14 protein-coding genes and 1 pseudogene are annotated in these 13,357 nt (G+C 33.5%); 6 read left to right on the top strand and 9 right to left on the bottom strand.

Going from position 1 to position 13,357, the window contains the following annotated elements; translation table 11 throughout:
- Positions 1-89 precede the first annotated feature (89 nt).
- The 8 genes and pseudogenes from ACGH49_RS06565 to ACGH49_RS06530 form a co-directional block, all read right to left on the bottom strand.
- Complete coding sequence (locus ACGH49_RS06565) at positions 90-824, bottom strand: transporter substrate-binding domain-containing protein (RefSeq protein ID WP_411588715.1); 735 nt, start codon at positions 822-824, stop codon at positions 90-92.
- 23 nt (positions 825-847) lie between these two features.
- Positions 848-1,576 (bottom strand): arginine ABC transporter ATP-binding protein ArtP, encoded by a 729-nt coding sequence (gene artP / locus ACGH49_RS06560; protein WP_065590899.1) that lies wholly within the window; start codon positions 1,574-1,576, stop codon positions 848-850.
- Between the two features lie 180 nt (positions 1,577-1,756).
- Positions 1,757-2,386 (bottom strand): annotated as a pseudogene (locus tag ACGH49_RS06555) (ElyC/SanA/YdcF family protein); the annotation flags it as partial.
- Position 2,387: 1 nt separating this feature from the next.
- Entirely contained in the window at positions 2,388-3,077 is a 690-nt protein-coding gene (locus ACGH49_RS06550) for a CidB/LrgB family autolysis modulator (RefSeq protein ID WP_065608427.1), read from the bottom strand.
- Complete coding sequence (locus ACGH49_RS06545; protein WP_081296801.1) at positions 3,074-3,529, bottom strand: CidA/LrgA family protein; 456 nt, start codon at positions 3,527-3,529, stop codon at positions 3,074-3,076. The genes ACGH49_RS06550 and ACGH49_RS06545 overlap by 4 nt, the downstream gene beginning before the upstream one ends.
- 87 nt (positions 3,530-3,616) lie before the next feature.
- The gene (gene sbcB / locus ACGH49_RS06540; protein WP_411588714.1) at positions 3,617-5,062 is read right to left on the bottom strand and encodes an exodeoxyribonuclease I; all 1,446 of its coding nucleotides are present in this window, start codon (positions 5,060-5,062) and stop codon (positions 3,617-3,619) included.
- Between the two features lie 213 nt (positions 5,063-5,275).
- Entirely contained in the window at positions 5,276-5,761 is a 486-nt protein-coding gene (locus ACGH49_RS06535; protein ID WP_411588789.1) for an SCP2 domain-containing protein, read from the bottom strand.
- 21 nt (positions 5,762-5,782) lie between these two features.
- On the bottom strand, positions 5,783-7,414 hold the full coding sequence (locus ACGH49_RS06530) for a Na+/H+ antiporter (protein WP_065608432.1): 1,632 nt from the start codon (positions 7,412-7,414) through the stop codon (positions 5,783-5,785).
- Between the two features lie 156 nt (positions 7,415-7,570).
- On the opposite strand from ACGH49_RS06530, the gene recO reads away from it, so the two are divergent.
- Positions 7,571-8,263 carry a DNA repair protein RecO gene (gene recO, locus ACGH49_RS06525; protein WP_411588713.1) on the top strand — a complete coding sequence of 231 codons (693 nt, stop codon included), beginning with the start codon at positions 7,571-7,573 and terminating at the stop codon, positions 8,261-8,263.
- 42 nt (positions 8,264-8,305) lie between these two features.
- Here recO and ACGH49_RS06520 read toward each other — a convergent pair whose 3' ends face one another.
- Positions 8,306-8,755, bottom strand: coding sequence for a YaiI/YqxD family protein (locus tag ACGH49_RS06520; RefSeq protein ID WP_411588788.1), 450 nt, complete (start codon positions 8,753-8,755; stop codon positions 8,306-8,308).
- A gap of 242 nt (positions 8,756-8,997) precedes the next feature.
- On the opposite strand from ACGH49_RS06520, the gene thrS reads away from it, so the two are divergent.
- From thrS to pheS, 5 genes are all read left to right on the top strand, one after another.
- Positions 8,998-10,923 (top strand): threonine--tRNA ligase, encoded by a 1,926-nt coding sequence (gene thrS / locus ACGH49_RS06515; protein ID WP_411588712.1) that lies wholly within the window; start codon positions 8,998-9,000, stop codon positions 10,921-10,923.
- A 27-nt stretch (positions 10,924-10,950) separates the two neighbouring features.
- Positions 10,951-11,490, top strand: coding sequence for a translation initiation factor IF-3 (gene infC / locus ACGH49_RS06510; RefSeq protein WP_411588787.1), 540 nt, complete (start codon positions 10,951-10,953; stop codon positions 11,488-11,490).
- A gap of 85 nt (positions 11,491-11,575) precedes the next feature.
- Complete coding sequence (gene rpmI, locus ACGH49_RS06505) at positions 11,576-11,773, top strand: 50S ribosomal protein L35 (RefSeq protein ID WP_034913143.1); 198 nt, start codon at positions 11,576-11,578, stop codon at positions 11,771-11,773.
- Positions 11,774-11,803: 30 nt separating this feature from the next.
- Positions 11,804-12,157, top strand: coding sequence for a 50S ribosomal protein L20 (gene rplT, locus ACGH49_RS06500; RefSeq protein ID WP_024496189.1), 354 nt, complete (start codon positions 11,804-11,806; stop codon positions 12,155-12,157).
- Between the two features lie 209 nt (positions 12,158-12,366).
- The gene (gene pheS, locus ACGH49_RS06495) at positions 12,367-13,350 is read left to right on the top strand and encodes a phenylalanine--tRNA ligase subunit alpha (protein ID WP_034913145.1); all 984 of its coding nucleotides are present in this window, start codon (positions 12,367-12,369) and stop codon (positions 13,348-13,350) included.
- The last annotated feature ends 7 nt before the right edge of the window (positions 13,351-13,357 follow it).

The following is a 13,357-nucleotide window of genomic DNA, read 5'->3' as shown; positions in this document are numbered from 1 at the left end:
TAAAAAAACCAAGGTTAATTTAAAAAATAAATTCGCCGCAAGATAATGCGGCGAGATTATCATATGTTATATTTATTTAAAAATATAGTTTATTTATTGAACCATCTTTTATAGATAGCATCTAACTCACCATTAGCTTTTAATTTATCTATCGCTTGATCAAATTGGTTAAGTAATTTTTCGTTACCCTTACGGATAGCAATTCCTAAACCTTCACCAAAATAGTCGTGGTCAGTGATTTTATCGCTTAAAGCAACAATATCTGCCTCTTTGCCTAGCCATTCTCCAGCTACAATTGAGCTTGAAACTATTGCATCAATTCTCTTCGCTTTTAAATCTAAAATAGCGTACTGATAACTATCATAGCTAACCGCTTTCATATCTGGGAATTTATCACTTAAATATTTAGGATAAGTTGTTCCTTTTTGTAGACCAACTCGTTTACCTTTTAGTTGATCGAGATTAGTTAATGTATCTTTCAATGTAACAAATTGGATTGAGCTATTATCATAATAAATTTTAGTAAAATCAACTTGTTTTTGTCGTTCTGGCGTAATATCAATTCCTGCTATAGCGGCATCAATTCGACGAGTTTTTAAGCTAGGAATTAAACCATCAAATGATTGATTGACAATTTTGCATGAAACTTTTATTTCATCACAAATCTTATTAATCACATCAATATCAAAGCCGATGATTTCATTTTTTTCATTAGTAAATTCAAAAGGCGCATAAGTTGCTTCTGTTCCGATTGTTAAGGTGTCTGCTGCTTGAGCTACAAAAGCTGTTCCTGCAAGACAAATAGCTAGTAACGTTTTTTTCATATACCCACCTAATTTTATTTTAATTAATGTGACAAATAAGCTTTAAACTCTTCAGTTTTAGGATGAGCAAAACATTCGAGTTGTCCTCGCTCAATAATTTTACCTTGCTCCATATAAATTACTTGTGAAGCAATTTTGCGTGCAAAATCAACTTCATGCGTAACTATAATTTGTGTAATACCTGTTTGAGATAGCTCATTGATAATTTCGGCAATTTGCGATGTAATTGCTGGATCTAATGCTGCTGTAGGTTCATCGAATAATAATATTTGAGGTTCCATCATTAACGCTCTAGCAATAGCGACACGTTGCTGTTGTCCACCTGAGAGGTGGAGCGGGTAGCGTTGTGCCATATCATCAATTTGCAATCTTTGTAATATCGCCATTGCTTTATCGCAAGCTTCTTTTTTAGATAACTTTAATACTTGGCAAGGTGCTTCAATCAAATTTTCTAGTACCGTCAAATGCGGCCATAAATTATAGTTTTGAAATACCATGCCTACATTTTTACGGAGATGTCTAATTGTTGATTCACTGATTTTTTCAGAAAAATCAAAATGAGTGTTAGCAATGGTCATCTGCCCTGAACTAGGTATTTCAAGTAAATTAAAAACTTTTAATAAAGAGCTTTTTCCTGCTCCACTTTGACCAAGTAATACAATGGTTTCACCAAGTGGATAGCAGAGTGAAACATCATTTAAGGCCTGATGTTTACCATAAAAACAGTTAATATGGTTTAATTCAATATTCATTGTTAGTTATACATTTTTCTTGATGCTAAAGTTGATTAAATATTACTTTTTTCTGCATAAAAATGCAATCTAATTTATTAGACAAGCCCTCTTTTGTCTGGTTTTTATACTTAAAGATGCACTTTCCTGAAAGTTTTTACAATCTTTTGTTATTTAGGATGGTTATTGAGCATTAGATAAAATAGGAATTACAGGACCAAGATATCTAGGTTCTTTTTTTAGAATATAAAGATCAATAAATGCACTAACACGCGCAAACATTTCGCGAATACGGACTAACTTCATATTTTTAGGGGAGGGCACAGCAAAACATTGCGCTTGTATGTCTTGTGCAAGGGCAATAAAAATAGCTCGTTCGCAATGAAACTCTTGAGTGATAATAGTAAAATTATTTGCATCAAATACTTTATTGGCACGAACCACCGAATCGAAAGTTCTAAAACCAGCATAATCCAAAACGATCACATCGCTAGGAATTCCAGCTTTTATCAAATCCTTCTTCATAGTAATTGGTTCGTTGTAGCTTAAAAGAGCGTTATCACCACTTAATAATAAGTAATCAACTTTGTTTTGCCAATAAAGATCAATTGCTCCATCAATACGATTACGATAAAAATCATTTAAACCTCCTCCTCGAACATATTTCGATGTTCCAAGTACAACACCAATAGTTCGGTAAGGAAGTTTGTTTTCATCATGATAAATATAAGGAGCCGTTTTATAGCTGATCCAATAATCTAAACTTACAATAGCAGTTATTGAAATCAAGCAGAAACTAGCAATATAAGCAATAAGCTTTTTTAATTTCATGCTAAAACCAGTTAAAAATAAATACCATTATTGGAAATAAAAAAGGTGCTGTCAATGAGGTCATAACACCACATAAAACTAATGATAACGAACTATACGCACCTTCGTTATAATCAACTTCAATACAACGGGCAGTGCCGACAGCATGTGAAACAGCACCGATAGCTAATCCTCTTGCTGGTGCTGATTTTATTTTTACTAAATTTAATATTTGATGTCCAAATATACCGCCTAATGTTCCAACTAATATCACGCATAATGCAGCTATTGACGGTACACCATCTTGATTACTTGCAATTGTTACTGCAATGGCAGTAGTAACAGATTTAGGTAGCACAGATGCAGCAATCTCGATACTTCCACCTAACCAAAATACAATACAAACACCGGTTATCATTGAAGCAAGCGATGCTGTAAAAGTAATAATCATTATTGACTTCCAACGAGCTTTAATTTGGGGGATAAGTTCATATAAAGGATAGGCGAGAGCAACAACAGAATAAGGCAATAGGTCATTAATGATTTGTACGTTGTCAACGTATTGTGTATAGCTGGTATTTGTTATCAGTAAAATTGGAATTAATACTATGACCGTAATCACTAGGGGATTAAATAACGGATTTTTTATTTTAAATGATATTTTTCTAATAATGAAGAAAACAAAAAGTGTTAATGGTAGCATCCATATCATGGCTGATTGACCTCACCTTTTGGTGATGAAATTGAATTTTTTGCTGCGACTTTATGACATTGTTCCGTTAAAAATGCAGTTAGAATCAATACAATAAGAGAACCACCTACACAGCCAAATATAATCGGAACCCAATTTTGTAATAAAAGTGAATAATTATCCATAATCCCCATTGCTGCAGGAATAAATAACAATGTCATGTAACGCATGAATAGATTACAGCTATTTTTGATCCAGCAAGTGGGAATTAACTGAAATGCAAGTAAGAAGAACAGGATCAATAAACCAATAATACTGCCAGGAATCATTATAGGTAATATTTTAGAAATAATATTACCCACCCATAAACAAAGAGTTAATATGACCAATCCACGACCATAACTAAAAAGTGTATAGTATAAAGAATATAGTCTATGTCTGATGGTGGCGTGCTTAGCTAGAAAATGTTTCATAACGTAAATGCTATTAATCTTAATTATAAATTATGACGGTGCTAGTGTGACATAAAGTTATTTGTTTATATGATACGCTCGTCAAAATTAATTACCAACTAAATAATGGCAGTAATGATAAAGTTGTTTAATTATTGCTAGTTTTTCTGGTTGGTGAATATAAGTTTCAGCATATTGTTCTAATACTAATAAGTAATCTTGAATTTTTGGGGGGGTGAGTTTATCACGACAGTAATCTTTCCAAATAATCTGTTCATGCTCTGTTAATGTTTGTGGGTAATTTCGCGCTTTATAACGAAAAAATAGTGTTGGTAAACGAGGATCATCAAACGTTAATGATAAACTACCTAATAGATGGATTGGAGTTGTTCGAATAGTCTCGCAGCGTAACTTATCTTGGTTATTTAGAAATTTTCCATAAATTTGAGCATCAACATCAGCGTTAATAGTATTAATGGGACTATTATTATCAATATTAAATAACGTCTGCATTTTATTTTGTAATAAATTTTGATTTTCTAACAATTTATGTTGGTTTATTAAACATTGCTCTATATCAATGTTAAACCGTTCAGCATTTTCAGGTAATAATGTCTTTAATGGTGCAATAATAGGACATTTATTGGTATGAATCAATTTTAAAGGTATTCGTGATTCACCAAATTGTAGATCTTCAGTTTTGGTGTAGAGCCTTTCCTTTATTTGCTCAACGGGGAGATCGATTAAGAGATCTATATCTCCAGTTAAATCGCAAATAACAGTGGCACTATTTTGTACTGGATGCCAAATTATAGGTGAAACTAAAGATAGATTACCACGATGGCTACCTAACATGCCTGATACATAAACTATTGGTGTCATATTAACTGTATCAATAAGTTCAGCAACTTTATTTTTTTTACGTAATGAGAAAAAATAATTAAACAGTTTAGGTTGTTTTTCTTTTATTAATTTAGCCATTGCTATAGTTGCATAAACATCAGACATTGCATCATGTGCATGTTCATGCTTAATGTTATTTGCTTTTGTTAGATGTTCTAAACGAAAACTTGGTAGGCCTTCATCATTAGTTGGCCAATTAATTCCTTCTGGTCTTAGCGCATAACAAGCACGAACTACATCAAGTAGATCCCATCTTGAATTGTTGTGTTGCCAACAATAAGTATAAGGGTCATAAAAATTACGATATAAAAGATTACGCGTTACTTCATCATCAAAACGAATATTGTTATATCCTAAAATACAAGTATTAGGTTTGCTAAAAGCTTGATGAATTTGTCGAGTAAATTCAGCTTCACAAACTCCTTTGTTATTAGTTTCTTGAGGTGTTATGCCAGTAATTAGTACCGCTTCTGGATTGGGTAGATAGTCTTGAGCTTGACAACAATATATAACCAAAGGATCTTCAATAATATTAAAATTCTCATCAGTTCGAATTCCAGCAAATTGAGCAGGGCGATCTAATGCAGGATGAGTTCCAAATGTTTCATAATCGTGGAAGTAAAAAGTTGGCTGTTCTTGGTTATTTTTCATTTTGTAACCATATATTTTATGTTTTCTGTAAAGAAACTCATAAATTTCATTATATATACTCAAAATAATCAGCTTCTTTTCCCCATTTTATATGGGGGGTTAGAATAATCTATTATTTACAAGATAGAAATTAATCAATTCAAAATTTTCAATGAAATCTATCATTACACAGAATAAATATTTTGAATGATTTAAAATGAGTATAATTTATTCTTAATTGGTTGGTGCGCTTTCGATAATGTCGGCTAATTTTTCAAGTGTTAGCCTTAAAAATTTTGGCATAGCTTCCAACTCTATAGAATCCATTAAGTTTTTTACATATAACCCTAATTCAGTATCACCTTCAACAATCAAACGACGTTGAAAAAATAGCGTATCGGGATCTTGTCGTCTAGTTGCTATCATAATCAAATCATTAGCATTACCTATAAAGCTTACATCAGCAATTTCTTCTCGGCTAACAACTAATTTGTTATCGATTAAACTAACAAACCACACAAGTTCCAGATCAGTAACTTGAATTTTAAGCCAACGATTTTCTAAAAAATCTAGATCACCATCTTGTAGAGAATGTTCAAATTGTAATTTCAATAATCGCTCTATGGTTTGTTTTTTGATATTAAAAGGAATGCATCGTAAGGTAAACCCCAAAATATGGGGCGCTTTATTGACAAACTGTGAATGAATTTTGTTTAAAATTTGGCTTTTTGCTCCAATCATTTATGCATCCCCAGAAATCATTTTTTCATAAATATCCAAGTCGGTATTCAAATGCTCAAAAACCTCTTCGCTCACTTCATTACGAACTTTCATTTGTAGTAAAGCTGTACGTTCTGCACCAATTGCAACTAGACGCATACGTCTTTCTAAGTTTTCAGCCTCTAGTGCTTTTTGTTCTAAATCTTTAAGTCCAGTTCGGCGTCTTAATGAACCAATAACACGAGAACCAATTTCATGTATAATTTCTTGATCTAAGCCAGATTCAGAAGTTTCCTGTAATAAATTATTTTGCATTTTTTCAAGACTGATAATCGCTTCTTCTGCCATTTGGCCTTTAACTGATAAAATTTCATTTTTTTGTTCAGAATTATCTAAAATTACACTACCTCGTAATAAGATAGGTAAGATTATCACCGCTGCAATCAATGAGATTAAAATGATGCCTGTCGCAATAAAGACCAATTGATAACGTCCATTAATTGTCGTTGTAATGGATAATACACCAGCTAGAGTAATAGCGCCTCTAACGCCAGCAAATGTTGAAATTAAAAGATCTCTGGTTGAGTATGCTCTAAATGCAAGAGGTCTCTTAGTTCCAAAAGGCATCGTTGGCATATGTTTCATTGACCATAACCAAGCAAATCGAGTTCCCATCAATACAACAAAAACAAATAAAACAATTAAACATAATTGCCATACTTCAATTGATGTATCGATTTGGTTTTCTGCAAAAGTATTATTAAAAATGCTTGGTAACTGAATACCTAATAAAACAAATACAAAACCATTAAAGACAAACGTTAACATTGACCATGTACTATCTGATTGCAAACGTGCTGTTAAAGGTGCATTTCTCATCATACCAGAATGGTTCACTGTCATACCTGCACTTACTGCAGCTAAAATACCAGAACAATGGCATTCCTCAGCAATAATATAAGCGGCAAATGGTAGTAAAAATAGTAATACTATTTGAATTGCAGGGTCATTGTGAGTAAGCTTATTTATTTTACGTAAAATACGTGCATATAACCAAGTAAATAAGACACCGATAACTAATCCACCAATAGCAACTACAAAAAATTGCACACTAATATCAAAGATGTTAAATACTGCATCACCGACGGCAATAGCAATAGCAAATTTTAAAGAAACCAAACCTGAAGCATCATTCATCAGTGCTTCACCTTCGATGATTTCCATCTTTTCTTTTTCGATACGACCTTTACCAACAATTCCACTTAATGCTACGGCATCAGTTGGCGATAATACAGCAGCCAATGCAAATGTTGCTGCTAGATCGATTCCTTTTGGTAACATCCAATAAAGTAAATAACCAACAGCTACAATTGTTATTACAACTAAAACTAGCGCTAGCCCAACAATTTCTCTAACATTGTGCACAAAATCTTTTACTGATGTTTTACGCCCATCGGCAAAGAGTAAAGGTGGAATGAATAAAACAAGAAATAACTCTGGGTCAAATTTGACATAAACACCAAAGGCAGCCAATATACAACCTAATAATATTTGCATTAGAGGCAATGGGATTTGTATCGGTAACATTTTAATAACGACGCCAGAAAGTGATACAATTAATACTAGTAGTAAAATTATTGAAAAAAGATCCATAGCTTCTCTTTTATTTATCCTATAATCCTATTGTTTGCATTGATTATATCGGATCTTTAGTTAAATTTCAGTTGAAAATTTCATAGATTTATCTAAATTTTGGTCAGATACAATTTATTAATCAGAAAACAGTGGTGTGATTGAAAGGTATTTTGAATGGAAAGTTGGCAAAGAGCATTTATACTACATACTCGCTCTTATACTGAAAGCAGCTTATTAGTCGATCTGTTTGTTGAGAATGTCGGAAAAATAAAGGCATTAGCTAAAGGAGCTAGAAGAAAGAGTTCAGCCCTGAAGGGTATGTTACAACCTTTTACTCCACTTATTGTGCAATATTCAGGCCAAGGTGAAATAAAAACATTGCGTAAAGTTGAAGCTATGTCGCTTACATTGCCATTGGTATCTGTTTTTTTGTATAGCGCATTTTATTTAAATGAACTATTACATCGAGTTTTAGTTGCAGAAGTAGAAATGCTAACTCTTTTTGATGATTATCTAAAAAGTCTGCAACAATTAGCACAACAGGTTCCAGCTGAAAATGTATTGCGAGCTTTTGAATTATCGTTATTAGAAAATTTAGGATATCACGTTGATTTTTTTCACTGCTCTGTAACTGGCGATGACATTGTTAAATCGATGCATTATCATTATCAATCGGAAAAAGGATTTATCAGTAGTTTATTACAAAATAGTATCAGCTTTACTGGCGAGCAGGTTTTAGCTTTAGGGAAACGCCAATTTGATAATATCGATACGTTAAAAGCAGCTAAACGCTTTACTAGGATGGCGTTGAAACCTTATGTAGGATCAAAACCATTCAAAAGCAGAGAGCTATTTCTAAAAATTTAGTTTTGCTAATTTTGCTGACTCGATTTTAAAGAGTTATTAAATTCATTTAGATGTTGAATTAAGCAATATATCAAGCTGATTAGCAAATTTTTCTCGGTCTTTGCTGGAAAACGGAGCTGAACCTTTAGATTGTATTCCACTTGCTCGCATGGTTTCCATAAAATCTCTCATAATTAATCGTTCTTTAATGATATCTAGTGTATATTGTTTACCTCGTGGCGTAAGCACTAATGCATTTTTATTTAAAACTTCGGATGCAAGTGAAATGTCTGAGGTAATAACTAAATCATTTTTTTGAACCGACTCAATTATTTTTCTATCTGCTACATCAAATCCTTTTTCAACTAATAAAGTTTTAATATAAGGTGACAAGGGGATAGTTAAACATTGATTTGCAATTAATGTTGTATTTATTGCTTTTCGATTTGCAACTCGATATAAAATCTCTTTAATTGGGTTAGGGCAGGCATCAGCATCAATCCAAATATTCATAGCATATGTGTTCATATTATAAACTTTTATTAGTTAATGATTATAATCTTTGTTATACAAAAATAACCATTTATTTGTAAAAAAGTTTCCGGTAACTATGTGTTTTAGTATATTTATTAAGCTTCATATTAATATGATTCTTTCTATTTTAAATCCAGATGATAAGTGGTAGTATATTCGACCTATTTTTTAAGTAAGCAAGTGCGCTTTCGTGTGGCGCACCACTGTTATAAGGATTTGTTATGCCAATTATTACTCTTCCTGACGGAAGCCAACGTCAATTCGATAAACCCGTTACTGTTTTAGAAGTTGCTCAAAGTATTGGAGCAGGTCTTGCTAAAGCTTGTATAGCTGGGCGTGTAAATGGCGAGCGTAAAGATGCCTGTGATGTCATTGATCAAGATGCAACATTAGCCATCATTACAGCCAAAGATGAAGATGGACTCGAAATTATTCGTCATTCTTGTGCACATTTATTGGGTCACGCAATTAAACAACTATGGCCTAATACACAAATGGCTATTGGTCCAACAATTGATAATGGTTTTTATTATGATGTTGATTTAGATCACTCTTTAACTCAGGAAGACCTTGATGCACTAGAAAAACGCATGCATGAGTTGGCTAAAAAAAATTATGAAGTAAAAAAAGAAGTGGTTAGTTGGGAGCGCGCTAGAGAAGTTTTTTGGGAGCGACATGAACCATACAAAATTGCTATTTTAGATGAAAATATTCCAAAAGATTCAAAACCAGCTCTTTATCATCACGAAGAATATATTGATATGTGTCGTGGACCACATGTACCTAATATGCGTTTTTGCCATCATTTTAAATTGCAAAAAATTGCTGGAGCTTATTGGCGCGGTAACAGTGATAATAAAATGTTACAACGTATTTATGGAACAGCATGGGTAGATAAAAAACAACTTGATAGCTATTTACAATTTTTAGAAGAAGCCGCTAAACGAGATCATCGCAAAATTGGTAAGCAACTAGATCTTTATCATATGCAAGAAGAGGCGCCTGGTATGGTGTTTTGGCATAATGATGGTTGGATTATTTTCCGTGAGCTTGAGGTTTTTGTTCGCACTAAATTGAAAGAATACGATTATCAAGAAGTAAAAGGTCCATTTATGATGGATCGTGTTTTGTGGGAAAAAACAGGTCACTGGGGTAATTATAAAGAGTTAATGTTTGTTACTTCTTCTGAAAATCGTGAATATTGTATTAAACCAATGAACTGTCCAGGACATGTACAAATTTTTAATCAAGGCTTAAAATCTTATCGTGATTTACCATTACGTATGGCGGAATTTGGTAGTTGCCATCGTAATGAACCTTCAGGATCTTTACATGGTTTGATGCGCGTTCGAGGTTTTACACAAGATGATGCACATATCTTTTGTACTGAAGATCAAATTCGCAGTGAAGTAAATAGCTGTATCAAAATGGTTTATGATACTTATAGTACTTTCGGTTTTAATGATATTACTGTTAAGTTATCAACCCGTCCTGAAAAACGAATTGGTAAGGATGAAACTTGGGATCTTGCTGAAAAAGATTTAGCTGAATGTTTAACAGAAAATGGCATTGAATTCGAATATTTACCAGGTGAAGGCGCTTTTTATGGCCCAAAAATAGAATTTACCTTGCATGACTGTTTAGGTAGAGCATGGCAATGCGGTACAGTTCAGCTTGATTTTATGCTACCTGAACGTTTAGATGCGACTTATGTAGGTGAAGATAATGAACGTCATGTCCCGGTTATGATTCATAGAGCTATTTTAGGTTCTATGGAGCGTTTTATGGGTATCTTGACTGAAAACTGTGCAGGTTTTTTCCCTACTTGGCTTGCTCCATTGCAAGTTGCAGTAATTAACATTACCGATAATCAAGCTGAATATGCCAAACAATTAACCGCACAATTACAAAAAGTTGGCATTAGAGCAAAAGCGGACTTGAGAAATGAGAAAATAGGGTTTAAAATTCGCGAGCATACTCTAAAACGTGTTCCTTATATGTTTGTTTGTGGAGACAAAGAAATGGAATCAGGAACAATTTCAGTTCGAACTCGTCAAGGTAAAGATCTTGGTAGCTTTGAAGTGAAACATGTTATAGAATTGTTGCTTAACGAAATTCATAGTCGTTCATTAGAACAAATGAATTAATGATAAATTAATTTGGAGGAATGAGATATTAAAGTCAGTAAACGAATTCAGTCAACACGAGCACATAAAATCAATGATGAAATTACAGTTCGTGAGGTGAGGTTAACCGGCGTCGATGGTGAGCAGCTCGGTATAGTAAGCTTAGATGAAGCTTTAAAACAAGCTGAAGAAGCAACTTTAGATTTAGTTGAAATAAGCCCTAATGCAGAGCCACCTGTTTGTCGAATTATGGATTATGGCAAGTTCCTCTATGAAAAGAGTAAAGCAACAAAAGAGCAGAAGAAGAAGCAAAAGGTTGTTCAGGTTAAGGAAATTAAGTTCCGACCTGGTACAGACGAAGGCGACTATCAGGTAAAACTCCGCAGCCTGATTCGCTTTCTTGAAGATGGCGATAAAGCTAAAGTAACGTTACGTTTTCGTGGTCGTGAAATGGCTCACCAACAGTTAGGTTCTGAAATGCTTGATCGTATTAAAAAGGATTTAGCTGATTTGGCGGTTATTGAATCTTATCCAACTAAGATTGAAGGTCGACAAATGATTATGGTGCTAGCGCCGAAGAAGAAATAATGGTTCAACAAGCTAGATTTTGATACTATTGAAAACTACACCATTATTTTGTTTTTATTAACAATGCGAAGTGGAAATTAATAAAATGCCTAAAATTAAAACTGTAAAAGGCGCAGCAAAGCGCTTTAAAAAAACAGCTTCTGGTGGCTTTAAGCATAAGCAAGCTAACAAGAGTCATATCCTAACTAAAAAATCAACTAAGCGTAAACGTCATTTACGTGGTTTGACTACTGTGTCAAAAGGCGATTTAGGTTTAGTTACTGCGTGTGTTCCATACGTTTAAGTTTTGATTAATTATTAGAGGATATAGTTTATGGCTCGTGTTAAACGTGGTGTTATTGCTCGTGCACGTCACAAGAAAATTTTAAAACAAGCAAAAGGTTATTATGGAGCTCGTTCACGTGTATATCGTGTTGCTTTCCAAGCTGTAATTAAAGCTGGACAATATGCTTACCGTGACCGTCGCCAACGTAAACGTCAATTCCGTCAATTATGGATTGTTCGTATCAATGCTGCAGCTCGTCAATGCGGTCTTTCTTATAGCCGATTTATCAATGGTTTAAAGAAAGCGTCAATTGAAATTGATCGTAAGATCTTAGCTGATATTGCTGTATTTGACAAAAATGCATTTGCTGCATTAGTTGAAAAAGCAAAAGCAGCACTATAATAGCTTTATAAAAGCCGAGTTATCTCGGCTTTTATCATTCAATTTTAATATGTTAAGAGTAAATTTATTATGAATATAGTTATTTTTTGTTTCTTTTTTGGTTTCTTTAGCAATACTAACTCGTGAGGCAAAGAAAAAACAAAAAATAATTATAAAAGCCTCAAAAGAGGCTTTTTTTATGCAATAAACACAATAAGCAGGAGAACTGTATGTCTCAATTAGTTGAACTGGTGAATAACGCCAAATCCGCTATTGAAAGTGCTAATGATATTAATTCGATCGAACAAATTCGAGTGGAATATTTTGGTAAAAAAGGCTATTTTACAATGCAAATGGCTTCTTTACGTGATGTTCCTGCCGATGAACGTCCATCTGTGGGTCAAAAAATCAATGATGCAAAGCAAGAAGTTGTTCAGCTATTGAATCAAAAGCGCAATTATTTAGAGCGTCAGGCTCTTAATGCAAAACTAGCCAATGAAACAATTGATATTACATTGCCTGGCAACTCACTTGAACTAGGCGGATTACATCCAGTTACAAAAACAATTAATCGATTAGTTGATTTTTTTGGTGAACTGGGTTTTGTTGTTGAAACCGGTCCAGAAATAGAAGATGACTACCATAATTTTGATGCATTAAATATTCCTGCTCATCATCCTGCTCGTGCAGATCATGATACATTTTGGTTTGATGCAAAACGCTTATTAAGAACGCAAACTTCAACAGTACAAATTCGCACAATGGAAAATCAAAAACCACCCATTCGAATAATTGCTCCTGGAAGAACATATCGAAATGATTATGACCAAACACACACACCAATGTTCCATCAAATGGAAGGTTTGCTGGTTGATAAAGATATCAGTTTTACACATTTAAAAGGGTTATTGCATGATTTTCTACACTGCTTTTTTGAAGATAATATGGAAATACGCTTTAGGCCGGGTTACTTTCCATTTACAGAACCATCGGCTGAAGTTGATATTAAAGCTAAAAATGGTAAATGGCTAGAAGTCTTAGGCTGCGGAATGGTTCATCCTAATGTATTACGTAATGTAGGCATTGATCCTGAAGTTTATAGTGGTTTTGCATTTGGTATGGGGATAGAACGATTAACTATGTTACGTTACGGCGTCACTGATTTGCGTTCTTTCTTTGAAAATGATTTACGTTTTTTAAAGCAATTTAATTAATTCTGGA

The sequence above is a fragment of the Gilliamella sp. BG7 genome, from assembly GCF_046635565.1.
Classification (GTDB): Bacteria; Pseudomonadota; Gammaproteobacteria; order Enterobacterales; family Orbaceae; genus Gilliamella; species Gilliamella apicola_P.
Note: the sequence above shows the minus strand (reverse complement) of the source record. Positions and strands in the feature narration are given on the sequence as shown.

What these genes read in the sequence shown, in the direction of transcription:
- rpmI (WP_034913143.1), top strand. Translation starts at nt 11,576, where the DNA reads ATGCCTAAAATTAAAACTGTAAAAGGCGCAGCAAAGCGCTTTAAAAAA.
- recO (WP_411588713.1), top strand. Translation starts at nt 7,571, where the DNA reads ATGGAAAGTTGGCAAAGAGCATTTATACTACATACTCGCTCTTATACT.
- rplT (WP_024496189.1), top strand. Translation starts at nt 11,804, where the DNA reads ATGGCTCGTGTTAAACGTGGTGTTATTGCTCGTGCACGTCACAAGAAA.
- artP (WP_065590899.1), bottom strand. Translation starts at nt 1,576, where the DNA reads ATGAATATTGAATTAAACCATATTAACTGTTTTTATGGTAAACATCAG.
- ACGH49_RS06520 (WP_411588788.1), bottom strand. Translation starts at nt 8,755, where the DNA reads ATGAATATTTGGATTGATGCTGATGCCTGCCCTAACCCAATTAAAGAG.
- ACGH49_RS06545 (WP_081296801.1), bottom strand. Translation starts at nt 3,529, where the DNA reads ATGAAACATTTTCTAGCTAAGCACGCCACCATCAGACATAGACTATAT.
- ACGH49_RS06550 (WP_065608427.1), bottom strand. Translation starts at nt 3,077, where the DNA reads ATGATATGGATGCTACCATTAACACTTTTTGTTTTCTTCATTATTAGA.
- ACGH49_RS06565 (WP_411588715.1), bottom strand. Translation starts at nt 824, where the DNA reads ATGAAAAAAACGTTACTAGCTATTTGTCTTGCAGGAACAGCTTTTGTA.
- thrS (WP_411588712.1), top strand. Translation starts at nt 8,998, where the DNA reads ATGCCAATTATTACTCTTCCTGACGGAAGCCAACGTCAATTCGATAAA.
- ACGH49_RS06530 (WP_065608432.1), bottom strand. Translation starts at nt 7,414, where the DNA reads ATGGATCTTTTTTCAATAATTTTACTACTAGTATTAATTGTATCACTT.
- pheS (WP_034913145.1), top strand. Translation starts at nt 12,367, where the DNA reads ATGTCTCAATTAGTTGAACTGGTGAATAACGCCAAATCCGCTATTGAA.
- sbcB (WP_411588714.1), bottom strand. Translation starts at nt 5,062, where the DNA reads ATGAAAAATAACCAAGAACAGCCAACTTTTTACTTCCACGATTATGAA.